The 19,701-nt window shown below is 70.9% G+C and carries 18 protein-coding genes; 12 read left to right on the forward strand and 6 right to left on the reverse strand.

What is annotated here, in order from left to right:
* Window positions 1-5 precede the first annotated feature (5 nt).
* The gene (locus tag ACZ7L1_RS27150) at window positions 6-1,013 is read right to left on the reverse strand and encodes a carbohydrate ABC transporter permease (protein WP_471440629.1); all 1,008 of its coding nucleotides are present in this window, start codon (window positions 1,011-1,013) and stop codon (window positions 6-8) included.
* 63 nt (window positions 1,014-1,076) lie between these two features.
* On the reverse strand, window positions 1,077-3,149 hold the full coding sequence (locus ACZ7L1_RS27155) for a fibronectin type III domain-containing protein (RefSeq protein WP_471440630.1): 2,073 nt from the start codon (window positions 3,147-3,149) through the stop codon (window positions 1,077-1,079).
* 366 nt (window positions 3,150-3,515) lie between these two features.
* On the opposite strand from ACZ7L1_RS27155, the gene ACZ7L1_RS27160 reads away from it, so the two are divergent.
* Window positions 3,516-4,670, forward strand: a complete 1,155-nt coding sequence (locus ACZ7L1_RS27160; protein WP_471440631.1) for an ROK family protein — start codon at window positions 3,516-3,518, stop codon at window positions 4,668-4,670.
* Between the two features lie 23 nt (window positions 4,671-4,693).
* Here ACZ7L1_RS27160 and ACZ7L1_RS27165 read toward each other — a convergent pair whose 3' ends face one another.
* Window positions 4,694-5,143, reverse strand: coding sequence for a DUF5709 domain-containing protein (locus tag ACZ7L1_RS27165; protein ID WP_471440686.1), 450 nt, complete (start codon window positions 5,141-5,143; stop codon window positions 4,694-4,696).
* A gap of 170 nt (window positions 5,144-5,313) precedes the next feature.
* On the opposite strand from ACZ7L1_RS27165, the gene ACZ7L1_RS27170 reads away from it, so the two are divergent.
* Complete coding sequence (locus tag ACZ7L1_RS27170) at window positions 5,314-5,556, forward strand: hypothetical protein (RefSeq protein WP_471440632.1); 243 nt, start codon at window positions 5,314-5,316, stop codon at window positions 5,554-5,556.
* A gap of 24 nt (window positions 5,557-5,580) precedes the next feature.
* Here the strand turns inward: ACZ7L1_RS27170 and ACZ7L1_RS27175 are convergent, their stop codons facing one another.
* The gene (locus ACZ7L1_RS27175; protein ID WP_471440633.1) at window positions 5,581-6,282 is read right to left on the reverse strand and encodes a FadR/GntR family transcriptional regulator; all 702 of its coding nucleotides are present in this window, start codon (window positions 6,280-6,282) and stop codon (window positions 5,581-5,583) included.
* Between the two features lie 164 nt (window positions 6,283-6,446).
* Here ACZ7L1_RS27175 and ACZ7L1_RS27180 point away from each other — a divergent pair, with 164 nt between their 5' ends.
* From ACZ7L1_RS27180 to ACZ7L1_RS27215, 8 genes are all read left to right on the forward strand, one after another.
* Entirely contained in the window at window positions 6,447-7,517 is a 1,071-nt protein-coding gene (locus ACZ7L1_RS27180; protein ID WP_471440634.1) for a sugar ABC transporter substrate-binding protein, read from the forward strand.
* Window positions 7,514-9,010, forward strand: a complete 1,497-nt coding sequence (locus tag ACZ7L1_RS27185) for a sugar ABC transporter ATP-binding protein (RefSeq protein ID WP_471440635.1) — start codon at window positions 7,514-7,516, stop codon at window positions 9,008-9,010. The genes ACZ7L1_RS27180 and ACZ7L1_RS27185 overlap by 4 nt, the downstream gene beginning before the upstream one ends.
* Complete coding sequence (locus ACZ7L1_RS27190) at window positions 9,003-10,028, forward strand: ABC transporter permease (protein ID WP_471440636.1); 1,026 nt, start codon at window positions 9,003-9,005, stop codon at window positions 10,026-10,028. The genes ACZ7L1_RS27185 and ACZ7L1_RS27190 overlap by 8 nt, the downstream gene beginning before the upstream one ends.
* Window positions 10,029-10,105: 77 nt before the next feature.
* Window positions 10,106-11,446 carry an L-fuconate dehydratase gene (locus ACZ7L1_RS27195; RefSeq protein ID WP_471440637.1) on the forward strand — a complete coding sequence of 447 codons (1,341 nt, stop codon included), beginning with the start codon at window positions 10,106-10,108 and terminating at the stop codon, window positions 11,444-11,446.
* On the forward strand, window positions 11,443-12,198 hold the full coding sequence (locus tag ACZ7L1_RS27200) for an SDR family NAD(P)-dependent oxidoreductase (protein ID WP_471440638.1): 756 nt from the start codon (window positions 11,443-11,445) through the stop codon (window positions 12,196-12,198). Before ACZ7L1_RS27195 ends, ACZ7L1_RS27200 begins: the two co-directional genes overlap by 4 nt.
* Entirely contained in the window at window positions 12,195-13,178 is a 984-nt protein-coding gene (locus ACZ7L1_RS27205) for an aldo/keto reductase (RefSeq protein WP_471440639.1), read from the forward strand. The genes ACZ7L1_RS27200 and ACZ7L1_RS27205 overlap by 4 nt, the downstream gene beginning before the upstream one ends.
* Window positions 13,178-13,531 (forward strand): L-rhamnose mutarotase, encoded by a 354-nt coding sequence (locus ACZ7L1_RS27210; protein ID WP_471440640.1) that lies wholly within the window; start codon window positions 13,178-13,180, stop codon window positions 13,529-13,531. The genes ACZ7L1_RS27205 and ACZ7L1_RS27210 overlap by 1 nt, the downstream gene beginning before the upstream one ends.
* Entirely contained in the window at window positions 13,528-14,367 is an 840-nt protein-coding gene (locus ACZ7L1_RS27215; RefSeq protein WP_471440641.1) for an amidohydrolase family protein, read from the forward strand. Before ACZ7L1_RS27210 ends, ACZ7L1_RS27215 begins: the two co-directional genes overlap by 4 nt.
* Here ACZ7L1_RS27215 and ACZ7L1_RS27220 read toward each other — a convergent pair.
* The gene (locus tag ACZ7L1_RS27220) at window positions 14,355-15,779 is read right to left on the reverse strand and encodes a lipase maturation factor family protein (RefSeq protein ID WP_471440642.1); all 1,425 of its coding nucleotides are present in this window, start codon (window positions 15,777-15,779) and stop codon (window positions 14,355-14,357) included. The two genes, ACZ7L1_RS27215 and ACZ7L1_RS27220, sit on opposite strands and share 13 nt — an antisense overlap.
* Window positions 15,780-16,002: 223 nt before the next feature.
* Here ACZ7L1_RS27220 and ACZ7L1_RS27225 point away from each other — a divergent pair, with 223 nt between their 5' ends.
* Entirely contained in the window at window positions 16,003-18,075 is a 2,073-nt protein-coding gene (locus ACZ7L1_RS27225; protein WP_471440643.1) for a SpoIIE family protein phosphatase, read from the forward strand.
* Window positions 18,076-18,122: 47 nt separating this feature from the next.
* Window positions 18,123-18,983, forward strand: coding sequence for an Fpg/Nei family DNA glycosylase (locus tag ACZ7L1_RS27230; protein ID WP_471440644.1), 861 nt, complete (start codon window positions 18,123-18,125; stop codon window positions 18,981-18,983).
* A 24-nt stretch (window positions 18,984-19,007) separates the two neighbouring features.
* Here ACZ7L1_RS27230 and ACZ7L1_RS27235 read toward each other — a convergent pair whose 3' ends face one another.
* Window positions 19,008-19,667, reverse strand: coding sequence for a zf-HC2 domain-containing protein (locus tag ACZ7L1_RS27235; RefSeq protein ID WP_471440645.1), 660 nt, complete (start codon window positions 19,665-19,667; stop codon window positions 19,008-19,010).
* Between the last annotated feature and the right edge of the window lie 34 nt (window positions 19,668-19,701).

Here is a 19,701-nt window from a genome sequence, read left to right on the forward strand (position 1 = left end):
CTCCTTCAGCTGAGGTCGGACTCGCCCGCGCGGGCGAGCCGCAACTGGGTGAAGGTGACCGTGATGAGCAGGGCGAACAGCGCCAGCGACAGGGTGGCGGCGTAACCGAAGTCGAACTGCCGGAAGGCCTTGTCGAAGATGTACATCTGCAGCACGTTCGAGGCGTTGGCCGGGCCGCCCCTGGTGGTGACCTGGACGATGTCGAACACCTGGAAGGAGTTGATCACCGTGAGGACGACCACCATGACGAGGATCGGCCGCAGCAGGGGCACCGTCAGCCGGCGGAACATCTGCACCTCGCTCGCGCCGTCGACCCGGCCCGCCTCGTAGATGGTCGGCGGGATGGTCTGCAGGCCGGCGAAGATCAGCAGGGCGTAGTAGCCCATCCACTTCCAGACGCTGATCGCGGCGAGTGAGGGGATCGCCCATCCTCCGCTGCCGAAGAAGAGGATCGAGTGGCCGGTCAGGTGCCTGAGCACGATGTTGACGACGCCGAGTTGCGGGTCGAGCATCCACTGCCAGACCAGGGCGGCGATGACGTTGGAGATCAGGAACGGCAGCAGGATCACGCCGCGCAGGACGGACGACCGGGCCACCCGGTGCAGCACCACCGCCGTCACCAGGGAGATCAGGGTGCCGAAGCACACGGACAGGACGACGAAGTAGACGGTGACGAGCAGGGAGTGCCAGAAGACGTCGTCACCGGACATCTCCCGGAAGTTGGCCAGTCCCACCCAGTGCGGCGGGGTGAGGACGTGGAAGTCGGTGAAGCTGAGGTAGATGCCGCGCAGGGTCGGATAGGCGAAGAAGACGGCGAAGCCGGCCACGGCGGGGAGGATCAGCAGCAGGGCGGCCGGCAGGTCCCGGCGGCGGGCCGCCGCCGACCTGGTCGGAGTGTGGCGGCCCGGCTTGCGGACCGTGCGGGGCTCGCCCGTTCGGGTGGCCGTGGTGGCCACCGTGGCGGACGGCGGTGGGACCGGCGTCGCGGGGTTGCCCTGTGATGTGACCACCACGGCACTCTCCTTACGTGTTCAGGCGGGTGGACCGCCGACGGACGGCGGACGGCGGACGGGGGATCAGAGCGTGATCCGGTCCACGTCGGACACGTAGTCCGAGGGGTTGCCGAAGCTGATCGTGTTCGTGCCCGCCTTCAGCTGAACCGGCACGGTGATCGACTGCGGGTGGCCCCAGTTGTTGTCGTTGGTACCGGGCAGCGGCAGCTGGAAGGAGGTCCCGCCGGCGGTGACGACGACCGTGCGGCCGGAGGAGCCGTCCGTGTAGTCCAGCTTCATCAGGTACGTGCCGTCCTTGGGCGCGGTCACGTCGGTGATGGCGACCGATCCGCCGTAGCCGAGGTTGCCGACCTTCTTGCCGCCGGAGCACTCGGAACAGTCCGCGATGCTCGCGTTGCCGCTGCGGGTGTTGCCCGGTGCCTCGGCCTCGTAGGAGACCGGCCCGCCGGCCGCAGGCGTGGTGACGGCCACCGCCTTGCTCGGCGTGGAGACGCGGCCCCTGGCGTCGTGGGCGACCACGGTGAAGGAGTAGCCGGTGGCGGCGCCCAGACCGCTCACGGTGGCGGAGGTGCCGGTGACGGTGGCGGCCTTCGTCCCGTTCGCGTAGACGTCGTAACCCGTGGTTGCGGTACCGGAGTTCACCGCGTCCCAGGCGAGCGAGACGCTGGTGGCCGTGGAGGCGGTGCCGTGCACGGCGAGCGGGACTCCGGGGTGGGTGCCGGTGCTGCTCGGCGTCAGGCGCAGCAGGCGTGAGCCGTGCGGCGGCAGGTTGTCGGTGAAGGAACCGCCGACCGGTCCCAGGTTCTTGTGGCTCCACAGGTCGCGGACCGCCGCCTTGCCGCCGATGCCCAGATCGCTCCAGTTCGCGGTCACGTCCGCATAGCCGCTGCCGAGGTTGAACAGCGCCACGGTGTAACTGCCGTCCGGGTTGCGGGCGTACCAGACCTGCTGGGGTGTGTCCTGGCTGACCGGCTTGGCCGGGCGGCCCGCCTGGTCGACCGCGATGACCTCGTCGTTGGTGAGCAGCTTCAGACCGTAGGAGTCGAGCTTGGTGAGGTCGTCACCGATGTACAGCGGCGCGGACTCGATGGCCCACAGCGTCATGTAGCTCTGCCGCTCGACATCGTTGATGCCGTCCATGGCACCGACGCCCACGTCGAGGGAGTCGAGGTTGTTCCAGTGGCCGGGACCGGCGTCGGGTATCCACTGGACGACGTCGTTCCAGCGCTGCTTGACCGAGTTGTTCCAGGTCACCAGCGTGTCGCAGTAGCACTCGACGTCCGTGTCGACCCGCCACCCGTTGGAGTTGGTCTTCCAGACGTCGGCCTGGTTGTGGCTGAGCGACCAGGACAGGACGAACTGGATGGGGCGGCCGGTGTTCTGCAGCGCGGTGTGCCACGCCTGGATGTCGGGGACGTTGTTGTGCGCGTCGTCGCCCTGGAAGGAACCGGGGCCCACTCCGTCGATCTTGAGGAAGTCCACGCCCCAGTCGGCCAGTTCGTCGGCGACGGACTGGATGTACTTGGTGGTGCAGGGGCTGGCGAAGTTCAGCTGGTAGGAGACGTTGTCCCAGCCGCTGGTCTTGCGCAGGTCCGGGTAGACGATGTCCTTGGTGGTGCAGCCGGGCGCGTTGTGGATCGGCGTCCTGCCGTCGTCGTAGTAGTCCATGTAGAGGCCGACCGCCAGGTAGAGACCGAACTTCAGCCCCTTCCGGTGCAGGTAGTCCCCGACGTACTTCATGCCGTGCGGGAACTTCTTCAGGTCGGCGGTCGGGCGGGCGTAGCCGTCGGCGACGTTCTTGCCGTTGTCGACGTTCCAGCCGGCGTCCACGTTGACGTACTCGTAGCCGTGGGACCTCAGCTTCGAGGCCAGGACGTCGGCCTGCTGCAGCACATGGGACTCGGTGAGCCACTTCTCCCCGCCGTAGCCGGGGAAGTTGGTGGACTCCAGGCTCCACGTGCTGTAGCCCATGTACGGCTTGGCGGCCACGGACGAGGCGGCCGTCGCTTCGGAGGCCTGGGCGCCGGAGGCACCTGACGGGGTGGTGGCCCACGCGGTGGGCGCGGCGAGGGCCACCGCCAGCGCGGTGGCACAGGTGAGTGTTCTGAGGCGTGCGGGTCGAGCTGGACGAGCCATGGATGTACTCCATCTCGGCGCGAGCGCAAGCGGTCTTCCGCCTGGGGGATCGAGGGTGGTGAGAGTTCCCTCGGTGGTGGTCGTCCCGGAGCGCCACCGAGGGAAGAACAACTGAGGACCAACGGGGAAGGTGTGGCCACGCCCCTCCTCGGCACGGATCCGTCCCGTCCGCTCCGACGAGGAGTGCGGCGAATGTAGCCAGGGTTTCCTTCCAGCGTCAACATAGTCGGCTCATAGAAATCCGATAACCCTTGAGGGAAGTCCAAGGTCGCTATGCCAAGTTGGTCCTCTGGTCGGCGCAGGGGGCGACCAGGTGGGATGAGTCAGTCGTTGATTTAGTTTCTTTGGGAAATGTATGGTCGCTTCATGAGCCTCGCCGACCAGCCCCCCGCTGCCGCCCTGGTCTTCCAGACCCTGCTCCAGCACGGCCCGCTGAGCCGTGCCGAGATCGGGCGGCGGACCGGGCTGTCAGCGGGAGCCGTCACCAAGGTGGCCACTCCGCTGATCGACGACGGCTGGATCGCCGAGGTGGGCCGGCCCACGGTGGAGCGGGCCAACGGCCGTCCGGCGACGTTGATCGCGGTCCGGGCCGAACGCGCCCGGTTCATCGGAGTCAAGGTCACCGGGGACGAACTCATCGGTGTGCTGGCCGACCTGACCGCTCAGCCGCTGGCGTCCCGGCGGGCCGCTCTCGGCTCGCGGGACGTGGGCACCGTGGTGGCGGCGATCGCCCGCCTGGTGGATCAGCTGCGGGCGGCGGCAGGCGCGGCGGGGCCCGACGGGATCCACAGCATCGGGGTCGCCATTTCCGGCGACGTGGACGGCCAGACCGGCACCGTGCAGTACTCACCCTTCCTGAACTGGCGCCGGGTGGCGCTGGCTCAGCTGGTCGAGTCGGCCACCGGCACTCCGACGGTCATCGAGAACGACGTCCGGGCCCTGACCGTGGCCGAGCAGTGGTTCGGCGCCGGTGCCGGCCTGTCGTCGTTCGCTCTGGTCACCGTCGGTGCCGGCATCGGCGCCGGTCTCTCCATCGGCGGCCGCGTGGTCTCGGGGGCGCACGGCGTGGCGGGCGAGATCGGCCACCTCCCGGTGGGCGGCACCGACCGCACCTGCACCTGCGGCAACACCGGCTGCGTCGAAGCGGTCGCCTCCACCCACGCGATCACCGAGCAGACCCGCCAGGCCACCGGTGACCCGGAGTTGACCATGGACAAGGCGGTCCGGCTCGCCCATGCCGGCGACCCCACCGTCCGGGCCGTCTTCGCCCGCGCCGGACATGCCGTGGGCCTGGCGCTGGCCTCGGTCGCCAACCTCATCGGCCCGGAACGGATCATCATCTCCGGTGAGGGCGTGGCGTCCTACGACCTGTTCGCCGACCAGATCCGGCAGACCTTCGCCGATCACGCCTTCGGCGCCGCCGCGGACTGCGATCTCGTGGTCCGGCCGCTGCCCTTCGAGGAGTGGGCGCGGGGCGGTGCCGCGGTCGCGGCGCAGCGCGTCTTCGCTCCCCTCAAGTAGGCGACCCCGGCGCCTGCGGTGCGTCAGTAGGTGTCGGAGTCGGGGACCACATGCATCGCGGCCTCCTCGGCCGACGCGCCGGCGCCGTCCAGCCCGACGTCGAAAGCGACCAGGTCGGACTCGGTGTTCTCGTGGCTGCCCTCGTCGGGCGCGAGCAGCCGTCCGGCACGCACTTCGCCGACCTCGTCGTCGATGAGCTCGCCGTCCGTGTCCCAGGCGTCCCCGATACCGTCGCCGTCCGGGACACCGATGTCCGGTACCTCCTCGGCAAGGCGCTCCTCCAGACTCTCCCCCCGCTGCCGCTCCGACGCCGTGACGCCCGTGTGCCGCACGCCCCAGGGCCGCTCCGGGGGAGAGTACCCCTCGTCCAGCACCTGGTCACCGGCCCGGTAGTCCAGGGTGTCGGACGCGTCCAGCAGCCCGGCGTCGTCCTGCACCTCGGAACCGTCCGGCTGGTAGACCTCGTCGCCCATCGCTGCGTCGGTCACGTGCGCTCCTTCCATGTGCGTGCTGTCTTTCTCGCAGAATTCGAGCAGGGGCAGTGTTCCAGGACTGCACAATCCTGTCCTGAGCGTGCAGAGTTCACCGCTCGCCGTTGGCAGGCCGTTGCCGGGACGCCGTGCGCGCGCCGAACATGTGGGCCATGAGCGAAGCCGATGCCCCCGAGGACCACCACGGCGTCCGGGGTCTTGTCCAACGGATGAACGAGCACCACAGGGACGCCGCCCGGCGTCGCGAGGAGGAAGAGCTGGAGCGTGCCGCGGAAGACGCCGGCTTCGACCTGGGCGCCGACATGGCGCATCCCACGGTGGGTCATGGCGCCGTCGGCTACGACGTCGAGACCGATCTGGGGCTCGACCACGAGCCGCCGGAGCCACAGCACTAGACAGCGTCGCCGGAAACGTGCCGTTCAGGAGGGCAGCTGGCTGCGCAGCCACTCCTCCACCTCGCCGACGTGCGCGGCTGCCGCCGCCCGGGCCGCCTCCGGGTCGTGCGCGGCCAGGGCGCGGTGGATCGCCGCGTGCTCGCGGCGGGTGCGTGCGAAGGCGCCCTCTTCCTGATAGCCGCGCCACACACGGGCGCGGAACGTCCGCGAGGACAGGCCCTCCAGGATCGCCGCCATCGTCTCGTTGCCCGCCGCGACAGCGATCTCCCGATGGAAGGCGAGGTCGTGCGCGAGGATCTCCTCCGGATCGTCCGTCGCGTTCATCGCCGCCAAGTGCTTCTCCACCTCGGCGAGTTGGTCGTCCGTGATGCGGGCGGCCGCCAGCGCCGTCGCCGTCGACTCCAGGACCCGGCGCACCTCCAGCAGCTCCACCAGGCGCTGCCCGCGCGAGAGATCGGCCACCACGCCGAAGGTCTCCAAGAGGTCCCCGGCCTCGAGCTGGGTGACGTAGATGCCCGAGCCGTGCCGGGCCTCCAGTACGCCGAGGACCGTGAGCGCGCGGATCGCCTCCCGCATCGAACTGCGCGAGATCCCGAGCTGTGCCGCCAGGTCGCGCTCCGTCGGCAGGCGCTGGCCCGGCTCGAGCCGGCCCTGGGCGATCATCGCCTTGATCTGCTCGATGGCGCGCTGCGTCACGGTGCCCTTGTACGGGGCTGTCTCGTCCACGCCGCTCCTCCAGTCACCGGGTGCGCCGCAGTCTAACCGCCAAGGTGGTCAGACCACTATGGCTCGACAGCGCGAAAATGTGCCGTCAAGGGGTGTTCTGGCGGGGAAGTGGTCTGATAAGTATGCGGGCATCTGCTCGAACACGCTCAACGAGGAGCTGCCAGATGCCCGGCAGAACACTGAGGAAGCGGAACAGGCCCCGGATCATCGGCGCGGCGGCCCTCGCCGTCGGCGCCTCACTCGTGCTCGCCGCATGCGGCAGCACCATGGACACCGGCGCCGCCAGCGCCGGCGGCGACGGCACCGGCAAGGTCGGGGTGATCCTGCCCCTGCTGACCTCGCCGTTCTGGCAGTCCTACAACGACTACGTGCCCAAGACGGCGAAGTCCGAGGGGGTCGACGCCCTCAAGACCGTCAACTCCAACAGCGACCCCTCGCAGCAGATCACCGACATCAACAACGAGCTCAACCAGGGCGTCAAGGGCCTGGTCGTCGCCCCGCTGGACAGCGCCGCCATCGAGGCGGGCCTCGACCAGGCGGAACGCAAGGGCGTCCCCGTGGTGGCCGTCGACGTGGCGCCCGACAAGGGCAAGGTCGCGATGGTGGTGCGCGCCGACAACGTCGCGTACGGCGAGAAGGCGTGCGACTACCTCGGACAGCACATCACCAGCGGCAAGGTCGTGCAGATCATGGGCGACCTCGCGTCCGTCAACGGCCGCGACCGGTCCGAGGCGTTCCGCTCCTGCGTCAAGAAGAAGTACCCCAAGCTGAAGGTCCTGGAGATCCCCGCGAAGTGGGAGTCCGACACCGCGGCCTCCAAGCTGGACACCCTGCTGAACGCCAACCCCGACATCAAGGGCATCTACCTGCAGGCGGGCGGCGTCTACCTCGCTCCCACCCTGCAGACCCTGAAGTCCAAGAACATGCTGAAGGCGGCGGGTCAGAACGGCCACATCGTCATCGTGTCCAACGACGGCATCCCGCAGGAGTTCGACGCCATCCGCAAGGGCGAGATCGACGCCACCGTCTCGCAGCCCGCGGACGCGTACGCCAAGTACGGCATGTACTACATCAAGGCCGCGATGGAGGGGAAGGCGTTCCAGCCCGGCCCCACCGACCACGACTCCACCATCGTCAAGCTGCCGAACGGCATCCTGGAGGACCAGCTGCCCGCCCCTCTGGTCACCAAGGACAACGTCGACGACCCCAGTCTCTGGGGCAACACGGTCAAATGAGCACCCCACTGGTCCAGGCGAGGGGCATCGTCAAGCGGTACGGCCCCACGGTCGCCCTACAGGACGGACAGCTCACCGTGCTCCCCGGCGAGTCCCACGCCCTCGTCGGCCGCAACGGCGCCGGCAAGTCCACACTGGTCAACGTCCTCACCGGACTCCAGGCACCCGACGAGGGCACGGTCCGCTTCGACGGCGAGCCCGCACCCCCGCTCGCCGACCGCGACGCCTGGCGCCGCAAGGTCGCCTGCGTGTACCAGAAGCCCACGGTCGTCCCCGAACTGACGGTCGCCGAGAACCTGCTCATCAACCGGCAGCCCACCGGGCGCGGCGGCCTCATCAGCTGGCGGAGGCTGAAGGCAGAGGCCGCCGAGGTCCTCGCCACCTGGGACGTGCACGTCGACCCTGAGGCCCGCACCGCCGACCTCAAGGTCGAGGACCGGCAGATGGTGGAGATCGCCCGGGCCCTCAGCTTCGGTGCCCGGTTCATCATCCTCGACGAACCGACCGCCCAGCTCGACAACCGGGAGATCGACCGCCTGTTCACGCGGATGCGCGCGCTCCAGGACTCCGGTGTCACCTTCCTGTTCATCTCCCACCACCTCCAGGAGGTCTACAAGGTCTGCCAGACCGTCACGGTCCTGCGCGACGCCCGCTGGATCACCACCGCCCCGGTCGCCGACCTGCCGCGCGCGGCCCTGGTGGAGGCCATGGCCGGGGAGCCCGTCGCCGAACGCGCGGCGGCCGTGCGGGACGCGGTCGCCAAGGACGCGCCGGTCGCTCTCGAAGCCCAGGGGCTCACCGGCCAGGCTTACCGGGACATCGACCTCACCGTCCGCCACGGAGAGGTCGTCGGACTCGCCGGCTCCAGTGGCAGCGGCAAGGTCGAACTCGCCGAGACCCTGGCCGGACTGCACACCCCGGGCGGCGGCACGGCCCGGCTCGACGGCCGGCCACTGCCGTTCGGAGACGTCCAGGCCGCGCTCAAGGCCGGCGTCGGCTGCGTACCCCGCGACCGCCACGAACAGGGCCTCGTGCCCGGCATGTCGGTGGGCGACAACGCCACCATGAGTGTCCTGGAGCGCCTCGGCCGCCACGGGTTCGTCGGCACCCGGCGCAGACGCGGCTTCGCCACCGGCCTCATCGACCGCCTCGACATCCACGCCGAGGGACCCGACCAGCCCGTCTCCGACCTGTCCGGCGGCAACGCGCAGAAGGTGGTCATGGCCCGCGCCCTGGCCTCCGACCCGCGCCTGCTGGTGCTGATAAACCCCACCGCGGGTGTCGACGTCAAGTCCAAGGAGTCCCTGCTGTCCCGGGTGGACAGCGCCCGCGAGGACGGCACCGCCGTGCTCGTCGTCTCCGACGAACTCGACGACCTGCGCCGCTGCGACCGCGTCCTCGTCCTCTTCCACGGCCGAATCGCCGCCGAGCACCCGGCGGGCTGGCACGACCACGAGCTGATCGCCTCCATCGAAGGAGTGGACCATGGCTGACACCAAGGCCCCGCCGCTCACGCCCCTCCCGGTCCCGGACGCCCGCTCGGCCAAGGCCGTCCTGCTCCGCCGGGCCCGTGAGCTCGCCCTGCTCCCGGCCCTGGTGCTGCTGATGGTGCTCGGCGCGTTCGTCAACGACTCCTTCCTCACCGAACGCAACATCATCTCCATTCTCGGCGCGTCCGCTGCCCTCGCGATGGTCGTGCTCGCCGAGTCGCTCGTCCTGATCACCGGCAAGTTCGACCTGTCCCTGGAATCCGTGGTCGGCATCGCCCCGGCGGTGGGCGCCCTGCTCGTCCTGCCCGCCGCCCAGTCCGGCTGGGGCACCCAGTGGCCCGCCGCCCTCGCCCTGGTCGCGATCCTCGTCGTCGGCGCTGCCATCGGTGCGTTCAACGGCATCCTGGTGGTCAAGTTCAAGCTCAACGCGTTCATCGTCACCCTCGCGATGCTGATCGTCCTGCGCGGTCTGCTGGTCGGCGCGACCAAGGGCAAGACGCTGTTCGGCATGCCCGACGCCTTCTTCACCCTGGCCACCACGACCTTCCTGCGCGTCCCGATGTCCGTGTGGCTGGCCGCGGTCGCCTTCGCGGTCACCGGGCTCGTCCTGCGCTACCACCGTGTGGGACGCGCCCTCTACGCGATCGGCGGCAACGCGGACGCGGCCCGCGCGGCCGGCATCCGCGTCGAGCGGGTGATGCTGGGCGTCTTCGTGGTCGCGGGCCTCCTCGCGTCCGTCGGCGGGATCATGCAGACCGGGTACGTCGGCGCGATCAGCGCCAACCAGGGCCAGAACATGATCTTCACGGTGTTCGCGGCGGCCGTCATCGGCGGCATCAGCCTGGACGGCGGCAAGGGCACCATGCTGGGCGCCCTCACCGGTGTGCTCCTCCTCGGTGTCGTGCAGAACCTGCTCACCCTCGCCCAGGTGCCGTCGTTCTGGATCCAGGCCATCTACGGCGGAATCATCCTCGTCGCCCTGGTGATCGCCCGGGTGACGACAGGCCGTGCCCAGGACTGACCTGCTTCGTTGTCGTACAGCGCCGTACGACGTACGCCCTCGTGTACGACCTTGTGTCCCGGACCGAAAGGCCTCCCGTGTCCCCAACTGCCGCCCGTATCACCGGGATCGACACCTTCGACATCCGTTTCCCCACATCGCGCGAGCTCGACGGCTCCGACGCGATGAACCCCGACCCCGACTACTCGGCCGCCTACCTGGTGCTGCGCACGGACGCCGCCGACGGCCTGGAGGGGCACGGGCTCACGTTCACCATCGGGCGGGGCAACGAGGTGCAGGTCGCCGCGATCGAGGCGCTGCGCGGACACGTGGTCGGGCGGAGCGTGGACGAGGTGTGCGCCGATCCCGGCTCGGTGTTCCACGCCCTGATCGGCGACAGCCAGCTCCGCTGGCTGGGCCCCGAGAAGGGCGTGATGCACATGGCGATCGGCGCGGTCGTCAACGCCGTCTGGGACCTGGCCGCCCAGCGCGCCGGCAAGCCGCTGTGGCGGCTGCTCGCCGAGGCCGACCCCGAGTGGCTGATCCGCCAGATCGACTTCCGCTACCTCACCGACGCGCTCACCCCCGAGGAGGCGCTGGAGCTGCTGCGGCGCGGCAAGCAGGGCGCCGAGGAGCGCACCGCCCACCTGCTGGCCCGGGGGTACCCCGCCTACACCACCTCCGCCGGCTGGCTCGGTTACGCCGACGACAAGCTCACCCGTCTCGCCGCGCAGGCCGTCGCCGACGGCTTCCGGCAGATCAAACTGAAGGTCGGCGCGGACCTCGCCGACGACGTACGCCGCTGCCGGGTAGCCCGCTCCGTCGTCGGCCCGGACGTGCGGATCGCCATCGACGCCAACCAGCGCTGGGACGTGGACGAGGCGATCACCTGGACCAAGGCGCTCGCCGAGTTCGACCCGTACTGGATCGAGGAGCCGACCAGCCCCGACGACGTCCTGGGCCACGCGGCGATCCGCAGGGCCGTGGCCCCGGTGAGGGTCGCCACCGGCGAACACGTGCAGAACCGCATCATCTTCAAACAGCTCCTCCAGGCCGGGGCGATCGACGTGCTCCAGATCGACGCGGCCCGCGTCGGCGGCGTCAACGAGAACCTCGCGATCCTGCTGCTGGCCGCCAAGTTCGGGGTGCCGGTGTGCCCGCACGCGGGCGGCGTCGGGCTGTGCGAGCTGGTCCAGCACCTGTCGATGTTCGACTTCGTCGCGCTCTCCGGCACGACCGAGGACCGGATGATCGAGTACGTGGACCATCTGCACGAGCACTTCCTCGACCCGGTGGTGATCCGGGAGGGCCACTACACGGCACCCGCCGCGCCGGGCTTCTCCGCCGCGATGCGGCCCGAGTCCATCGCGGAGTACACGTTCCCGGGCGGCACCTTCTGGGCCGCCGACCTCGAGGGCAGGAAGGGGCAGGTCGCATGAGCGACTTCGAGGGCCTCAGGGCCCTGGTGACCGGCGGGGCCTCCGGTATCGGGCGGGCCACCGCGGAGCTGCTGGCGGAGCGCGGGGCCCAGGTGGCCGTCCTGGACCTCGACCCCTCGCAGGTGGGCAAGCCGCTGCTCGCCCACCGGGCGGACGTCGCCGACGACGCGTCCGTACGGGCCGCCGTGGCCGCCGCCGCCACCGACCTCGGCGGTCTGGACGTGCTGGTCAACAACGCGGGCATCGGCGCCCAGGGCACGGTCGAGGACAACGACGACGAGCAGTGGCTGCGGGTGTTCGACGTCAACGTGCTCGGCATCGTCCGGACGACCCGCGCCGCGCTGCCGCACCTGAGGAAGTCCGCCCACGCGGCGATCGTCAACACCTGCTCCATCGCCGCCACGGCGGGCCTGCCGCAGCGGGCCCTGTACAGCGCCAGCAAGGGTGCCGTGTACTCGCTGACCCTCGCCATGGCCGCCGACCACGTCCGCGAGGGCATCCGCGTCAACTGCGTCAACCCCGGCACGGTCGACACGCCGTGGGTCGGCCGCCTCCTCGACGCGGCCCCGGACCCGGCCGCCGAACGGGCGGCGCTGGAGGCCCGCCAGCCCGCCGGCCGCCTGGTCACGACCACCGAAGTGGCGGGCGCCATCGCCTACTTGGCGAGCCCCCTGTCCGGCGCGACCACGGGCACGGCGCTCGCCGTGGACGGCGGCATGCAGGGCCTCAGGCTGCGGCCGGTGGGCCGGTGAGCGCGCTCGGCGGGAGCGGCGTCGAGGTCAGTCCGCTGGCCTTCGGCGCCGCCGGCATCGGCAACCTCTACACCGAGGTGAGCGAGGAGCAGGCGTACGACGCGGTCCACGCCGCCTGGCAGAGCGGGATCCGCTACTTCGACACCGCCCCGCACTACGGCCTCGGCGTGTCCGAACGCCGCCTCGGCGCGGCCCTGCGCGAGCACCCCCGCACGGCGTACACGGTCTCCACCAAGGTGGGCCGCCTGCTTGAGCCCACGGACGAGGACGGCGACGACCTCGCGAACGGTTTCGCGGTCCCCGCCACCCACCGCCGCGTCTGGGACTTCAGCGCGGACGGCGTACGACGCGGTCTCGAGGCCAGCCTCGACCGGCTCGGCCTGGACCGTGTCGACGTGGTCTACCTGCACGACCCGGACGACCACGCCGAGCAGGCGTTCCGCGAGGGCTACCCGGCGCTGGAGAAGCTGCGCTCCGAGGGCCTGGTGGGGGCGATCGGCGCCGGCATGAACCAGGCCGGGATGCTGACCCGGTTCGTGCGCGAGACGGACGTGGACGTGGTGCTGTGCGCGGGCCGGTACACCCTGCTCGACCAGCGCGCCCTGACCGAGCTGCTGCCCGCGGCGGCCGAACGCGGGGTGTCGGTCGTCGTCGGCGGCGCCTTCAACTCCGGTCTGCTGGCCGACCCGCGGCCGGGCGCCACGTTCAACTACGCCACGGCACCCGAGGAACTGCTCGACCGCGCTCTGCGCCTGAAGACACTGGCGGAACGCCACGGCACCACGCTGCGGGCCGCGGCCCTGGCGTTCTGCTGCGCGCACCCGGCCGTGGCGAGCGTGCTGGTGGGCGCTCGTTCGGCCGGCGAGGTGCGCGACTGCGCCGAGCAGTTCGCGGCGACCGTACCGGCCGGATTCTGGCAGGAGCTGCGAGAAGCCGGCCTTCTGCCCCCGCACGCCCCCGTGCCCACCGAGGAGCCGTGATGAGAGTAGCCCTGCACACCGAGGTCCGTGCCGACCGCATCGAGGAGTACGAGGCCGCCCACCGGGAGGTGCCGAAGGAGCTCACGGACGCGATCCGTTCCGCCGGAGCGACCTCCTGGACCATCTGGCGATGGGGGTACCCCTTGCTCGAGCGAAGCCGAGAGCTCGGGGGAGGGACCGACCTCTTCCACGCGCTGGAGTGCGAGGACTACGGGCGTCTGCTGGCCGAGCTGGAGAAGCTGCCCGGCAACGTCGCCTGGCAGGCACGGATGGCGGAGCTGCTCGACGTGGTGCACGACTACTCGGCCGAGGGCGCGGACGCGGGCCTGCCGCTGGTCTGGGAGCTGCCGTGACCGTGGATGCGCACCACCACGTGTGGGACCTCTCCGTCCGCGACCAGGACTGGATCAGGGGCCCGGAACTCGAGCCGATCCGTCGCAGCTTCACGATCGCGGACCTGGAACGTCAGGCCCGCCCGGTCGGCGTGGACCGCACCGTACTGGTGCAGACGGTCACCGTGGCCGAGGAGACACCTGAGTTCCTGGCCCTGGCGGAACGCAACGAGATCGTCGCGGGCGTCGTCGGCTGGACGGACCTGACGAGCCCCGGCGTGGCGGACACGCTGACCCGCCTGCGGGAGCTGTCCGGGGGGTCGTATCTGCGCGGCATCCGCCACCAGGTCCAGGGCGAAGCGGACCCCGAGTGGCTGCTGCGCCCCGACGTACGCCGGGGCCTCGCCGCTGTCGCGGACGCCGACCTGGTCTACGACCTGCTGGTGCTGCCCCACCAGCTCCCGGCGTGCGTCAAGGCGGCTCAGTCGCTCCCCGAACTCATCTTCGTCCTGGACCACTTGGGCAAACCCCCGATCGCCTCCGGAACCCTGGAGCCCTGGGCATCCCACATCCGCGCCCTCGCCGCCCTGCCGAACACGGTCTGCAAGCTGTCGGGCATGGTGACGGAGGCGGACTGGAAGACCTGGCGGGTCAAGGACCTGCGCCCCTACACGGACACGGTCCTGGACGCCTTCGGCCCGTCCCGGCTGATGTTCGGCTCGGACTGGCCGGTGTGCACGCTGGCGGCGTCGTACGCGGACGTGTCGGACACGGCGGCAGCGCTGACGCAGGAGCTCGGCGACGACGACCGCCACCAGATCCTCGAGAGCACGGCCACCCGGGTCTACCGCCTCTGAGCCACCGGCGCGGCCAGCCGGGTCGGTGGCATGAACTCGCGGACGTAGGTGCGGTGCCAGCAGGCCCCCGTCTCCCGCAGTTCACGCCACGTCGTGTACCGGTAGCGGAAGAGGCGGGCCCGGATGTAGCGCGGCGGCTCGTCCGGGGGGAAAGGGGAGCGGCGCAGGAGCCTCAGGGTGTCGCGGTCGTTCTCCAGGAGACGTTCCACCAGGCCGCCGAACCAGGATCCCGCGTACGCGGGGGACAGCGCCGCGAACCACATCAGCCAGTCGAGCCGCAGGTGGTAGGGGGCGAACTGGCGCGGCCAGTGTCGTGGATCGCCCGGTTTGCCCTTGAACTCGTACTCCCGCCACTCGGAGTCCTCCCGCGGCACGTCGTCCGCCGTGCCCTCCACCACCACCTCGTAGCGGATCCGGCTGACGCTGCCGAAGGCGCCGTAGGTGTTGACGAGGTGCAGCGGGTCGAAGGAGCGGTTCATGATCTGGCCGCGGGAGATCATGTTGCGTACCGGGTGGTAGCCGAGGGCGAGCAGGCCCGCGCCGACCGCCAGGACCAGGACCTCGTACCACAGGGGAGCAGCGGAGACCTTCGGGGCAGTGGTGGGGAACAGGACCGCCGACAGGCCCAGCACGATCGTGATCCAGTTCAGCCAGGAGAAGTTGCCCGAAAGGACCAGCCACAGCTGCGTCACGATCATCAGGGACGCGGCGGCCGTCGCGACCGGCTGCGGGGTGAACAGCAGGACCGGCACGACCAGTTGGGTGACGTGGTTGGCCGCCACCTCCACTCGGTGCAGCGGCTTCGGCAGATGGTGGAAGAACCAGCTCAGCGGGCCCGGCATCGGCTGCGTCTCGTGGTGGTAGTCCAGGCAGGTCAGCTTCCGCCAGCAGGCGTCCCCGCGCATCTTGATCAGCCCGGCGCCGAACTCCAGACGGAACAGGATCCAGCGCAGCAGGAACAGCACCACGATCGGCGGCGCCACCTCGTCGTTGCCCAGGAACACCGCCAGGAAGCCGACCTCCAGCAGCAGCGACTCCCAGCCGAAGGAGTACCAGGTCTGGCCGACGTTGACGATCGACAGGTACAGCAGCCAGGGGATAAGCCACAGCGCCATCCCCGCCCACAACGGCACCAGCGAGTCGGCCCCGGCGACCAGCGCCGCCGACACCGCGCATCCCGCCCACGACCAGGCGGCGAAGAAGCGGTCCGAGTAGTGGAAGTGGAAGACGCTGGGCGCCAGTTTGAACGGCACCCGGGCGACGTACCGCGGCACCGGCAGCATGCCGCGCTCCCCGATCAGCGCCCGGAACTGCAGAGCGGCGGTCAGGAAGGCGACGAGGTACACCACCGCCAGAGCCCGCTGGAAGACCAGTCGGCTCAGCCAGTACTCCGGTGCGACGAACCAGTCCACGGCAACCGCTCCTCTCCCTCCAGTGTCACCCGGTACCCCCGGCCGAACCGGTCAGCCCGTCACACCGTGTACACCTCGGCCCGGGTTGCGTAACCCGCCGACGGCGGCGGCCCAGCCCGGCCCGGCCCGGCCCGCTCGGCCGTACCGGGCCACCGGGCCGGGGTCCGGGACGGCCGGGCCGGCAGAAGTCGAAGAATCCGGCAATCCCTGGCATGGTGGCCCCATGGTTGATCGGGGAGGGAGCACCCTGTCACTCCCAAAGGACTGGCCCGCCCACCCGGATCCGATCCTGGCGCTCAACCGCATGGGCAGCTTCGACTGGGACCTGGACACCGGGCTGTTCCACATGGACGCCCGGGCCCACGAGATCTTCGACGTACGCCCCGAGGAATACGACGGCCGCCCCGAGAGCCTGCGGTCGAGCGTTCCGCCGTCCGAGGGCCGCCGTGTCGACGCCCTGGTGGCCCGGGCCATCAAGGACGGCAGCGAGAACTACGGCACCTACTTCCGCGTCCGCTGCCGCGACGGCACCCTGCGCTGGACCCACACCCAGGGATACATCCGGCGCGACGAGACGGGCCGCCCGCGCCGGATCATCGGCATCGTGCGCGACGCCACCCAGGAACTGCGCGACGGCCTGGCCCGCAGGGAGCAGCTGGCCCAGGACGAGGCGCTGCGCCGGCAGACGAACATCGTCGAGTCCACCACCGCCGCGCTCGCCCACGCCCGCACCGTCCAAGACGTCATCGACGTCCTCAAGGACAGCCACGGCCTCACCCACCTGGGCGCGGCCAGCCTCGTCATGGGCCTGGTGGAGGCGGGCCGCATCCGGATCGTCGCCGAGGGCCCCGAGGGCAGCTCGGTGCCCGGCACCCGGGTCACCCGCGTCGACGAGGCCTACCCGATGAGCGAGGTGGTACGGACCCTCCGGCCGCGGTTCATCGAGTCGCCGGAGGAGTTCGCCGAGCGCTACCCCGTCCTGTGGCCGCACCTGACGGACCTGCGCGTCACCTCCGCCGCCTATCTGCCGCTCGTCGCGCAGGCCCGCCCGATCGGCGCCATGGGCCTGCTCTACGACGACCGGCGCGGCTTCACCCCCGACGAGCGCAACGTCCTCGTCGCGCTCGGCAGCAGCATCGCGCAGAGCCTGCAACGCGCCATGCTCTACGAACAGGAGAAGGACCTCGCCCAGGGCCTCCAGCAGGCGATGCTGCCGCGTTCCATCCCCCGCGTGCCCGGCGCCGACGTCGCCGTCCGCTACCGCTCGGCGTCCCTCGGCCGGGACATCGGCGGCGACTGGTACGACCTCATCCCGCTGCCCGGGGACCGGGTCGGCGCCGTCATCGGTGACGTACAGGGCCACGACACCCACGCGGCCGCCGTCATGGGCCAGCTGCGCATCGTCCTGCGCGCCTACGCCGCCGAGGGCCACCCGCCCGCCACCGTGATGGCCCGCGCCTCCGTCTTCCTCAAGGAGCTGGACACCGAACGCTTCGCGACGTGCCTGTACGCCGAGGCCGACCTGGCCACCGGAGTGGTGCAACTGGTCCGAGCCGGCCATATCGACCCGCTGCTCAGGCTGTCCGACGGCGCCTGCCGACGGCTGCCCGTCGAGGGAGGCCTGCCGCTCGGGCTGTCCGCCGAGTTCGACCGCCTGGAGTACCCGGTCACCACGGTGGAGCTGGACCCCGGCCAGACCCTGGTGCTGTGCACCGACGGCCTGATCGAAGTGCCGGGCGCCGACCTCGACGAGGGCGTGCACAACCTTCAGGAGCTGGTCTGCAGCGGCCCGGGCGATGTGCGCGATCTCGCCGACCGGCTCATCGACGTGGCCGAGGAGCGGGGCGGCGACGACGACGTGGCTCTGCTCCTTCTGCGGCGCCTGGGGCTCGCCCAGCGGTCCGGCGACCGCCTCCGGCAGCACGTCCCGCCCGGTGACCCGGAAGCCCTCACCACCGCCCGCCACATGATCCGCGCCGCCGTCCGCACATGGGGCGCCGGCGAGCGCTCCGACGAGATCGAACTGGTCGCCGACGAGCTGATCACCAACGTCCTCGTGCACACCGAGGCCACCGCCGTCGTCACCCTGCGGGTCCTCACCGGCCACGCCCGCCGCTTCCGCGTCGAGGTCGAGGACGCCTCCAGCGCCCTGCCCCGCCGCCGCGACGCGGGCGAGTCGGAGGTCTCCGGCCGGGGCCTGCTGCTCGTCGACCGGCTCGCCGACGTGTGGGGCGTGGAGGCCCGCGGCGGCGGCAAGGTCGTATGGGGGGAGTTCACCGTCCAGGAACGCGGCTGACGGACGCGACGGGTGGCGACGCCGGTGGCGGGTGGCACTCTGGACACATGCCGGAACTGCCCGAGGTCGAAGCGCTCAGGGACTTCCTCGCCGACCGTCTCGTCGGCCACGAGGTGGTCCGGGTGCTGCCCGTCGCGATCAGTGTCCTGAAGACGTACGACCCACCGGTCACCGCCCTCGAGGGACGCGAGGTCACCGCCGTCGCCCGGTACGGCAAGTTCCTGGACCTGGACGCCGGCGGACTGCACTTGGTGACGCACCTGGCCCGGGCCGGCTGGCTCCAGTGGAAGGACCGCCTGCCCGACGGCGCACCCCGACCCGGCAAGGGCCCGCTCGCGCTGCGGGTCGCGCTGGAGAGCGGGGAGGGCTTCGATCTAACGGAGGCGGGCACCCAGAAGCGGCTCGCGGTGTACGTCGTCAGTGATCCGCTCCAGGTGCCGGGCATCGCCCGCCTGGGGCCCGACCCGCTGGCCGACGGCTTCGACGAGCAGCGCCTGGGCGAGCTCCTCGCGGGCGAGCGGCGCCAGATCAAGGGCGCGCTGCGCGACCAGAGCCTGATCGCGGGCATCGGCAACGCCTACAGCGACGAAATCCTGCACGCCGCCCGTATGTCCCCGTTCAAGCTGGCCTCCTCGTTGTCGCCGGAGGATGTGCACCGCCTGCACGACGCACTGCGCACGACGCTTTGCGAGGCGGTCGAGCGTTCGCGCGGCCTGGCCGCCGGACGCCTGAAGGCGGAGAAGAAGACGGGCCTGAGGGTCCACGGCCGCACCGGGGAGCCCTGCCCGGTCTGCGGCGACACGATCCGCGAGGTGTCATTCAGCGACTCCTCGCTGCAGTACTGCCCGACCTGCCAGACGGGCGGCAAGCCGCTGGCGGACCGCAGACTGTCCCGGCTTCTCAAGTAGACGGGCGGTCCGCCGGGCGGCCGCTCAGCGGGCCTTCAGCGTGACCAGGCGCTGTCCGCCCTTGGTGCGCACATCGAAGTGGTCGATCTGGTCCGACCGCATCCCCGTGCCGCCCTGGAGCGTGGTCGGCTCCCCGTCCTCCGCGGGATCCATCCAGCTCGCCACCGTCTGCTCCGAACCGTCCTTGCCGACCGCGACGAGCCGGCAGGGATGCGGCCCCGACCTGTCCTTGACCGTCACGTCGATCTGGCTGCCCCAGACCTCGTCGTGCGCGGTGACCCGCGCCCACACGCCCGTGTCCGGGTCGGTCGCGGTCATGGCCGTCGCGGTGGTGGACGTCGAGCCGTGCCCGGCGACGAACGCCGTCGTCGGCCCTCCGACCGCGAACACCACGGCCGCCGCGACCGCATACAGCCACCGCCTGCGCCCGCTGCGGTGCTTGGTCGCCACCTCGTCGAGCAGCCGCTCCAGCAGCCGGGGCCCCGGCGCCGCGAAGGGGTGCAAGGACCGCGGGGTCGCCCTCCGGTAGAGCATCAACTGACGCGCGGCGGGGCGGAACTCCGTCACGTGCGCCGCGCACGACGGGCACTCCATGAGGTGGTCCTCGAAGCGGAAGGCTTCCGCCTCGTCCAGCACGCCCAGCGCGTAGGCGCCGACGTCGCGGTGGCGTTCCAGGGACCTCATACCAAATCCTCAGGCCGGTGGGCGGGGTGGGGGT

The organism is Streptomyces sp. NPDC107546, from assembly GCF_055639175.1.

Bases quoted from the DNA above. Each gene is read 5' to 3' on its own strand.
- ACZ7L1_RS27160 (WP_471440631.1), top strand. From the start codon at position 3,516: ATGAGCCTCGCCGACCAGCCCCCCGCTGCCGCCCTGGTCTTCCAGACC.
- ACZ7L1_RS27165 (WP_471440686.1), bottom strand. From the start codon at position 5,143: ATGGGCGACGAGGTCTACCAGCCGGACGGTTCCGAGGTGCAGGACGAC.
- ACZ7L1_RS27200 (WP_471440638.1), top strand. From the start codon at position 11,443: ATGAGCGACTTCGAGGGCCTCAGGGCCCTGGTGACCGGCGGGGCCTCC.
- ACZ7L1_RS27235 (WP_471440645.1), bottom strand. From the start codon at position 19,667: ATGAGGTCCCTGGAACGCCACCGCGACGTCGGCGCCTACGCGCTGGGC.
- ACZ7L1_RS27155 (WP_471440630.1), bottom strand. From the start codon at position 3,149: ATGGCTCGTCCAGCTCGACCCGCACGCCTCAGAACACTCACCTGTGCC.
- ACZ7L1_RS27225 (WP_471440643.1), top strand. From the start codon at position 16,003: ATGGTTGATCGGGGAGGGAGCACCCTGTCACTCCCAAAGGACTGGCCC.
- ACZ7L1_RS27185 (WP_471440635.1), top strand. From the start codon at position 7,514: ATGAGCACCCCACTGGTCCAGGCGAGGGGCATCGTCAAGCGGTACGGC.
- ACZ7L1_RS27180 (WP_471440634.1), top strand. From the start codon at position 6,447: ATGCCCGGCAGAACACTGAGGAAGCGGAACAGGCCCCGGATCATCGGC.
- ACZ7L1_RS27230 (WP_471440644.1), top strand. From the start codon at position 18,123: ATGCCGGAACTGCCCGAGGTCGAAGCGCTCAGGGACTTCCTCGCCGAC.
- ACZ7L1_RS27210 (WP_471440640.1), top strand. From the start codon at position 13,178: ATGAGAGTAGCCCTGCACACCGAGGTCCGTGCCGACCGCATCGAGGAG.
- ACZ7L1_RS27170 (WP_471440632.1), top strand. From the start codon at position 5,314: ATGAGCGAAGCCGATGCCCCCGAGGACCACCACGGCGTCCGGGGTCTT.
- ACZ7L1_RS27190 (WP_471440636.1), top strand. From the start codon at position 9,003: ATGGCTGACACCAAGGCCCCGCCGCTCACGCCCCTCCCGGTCCCGGAC.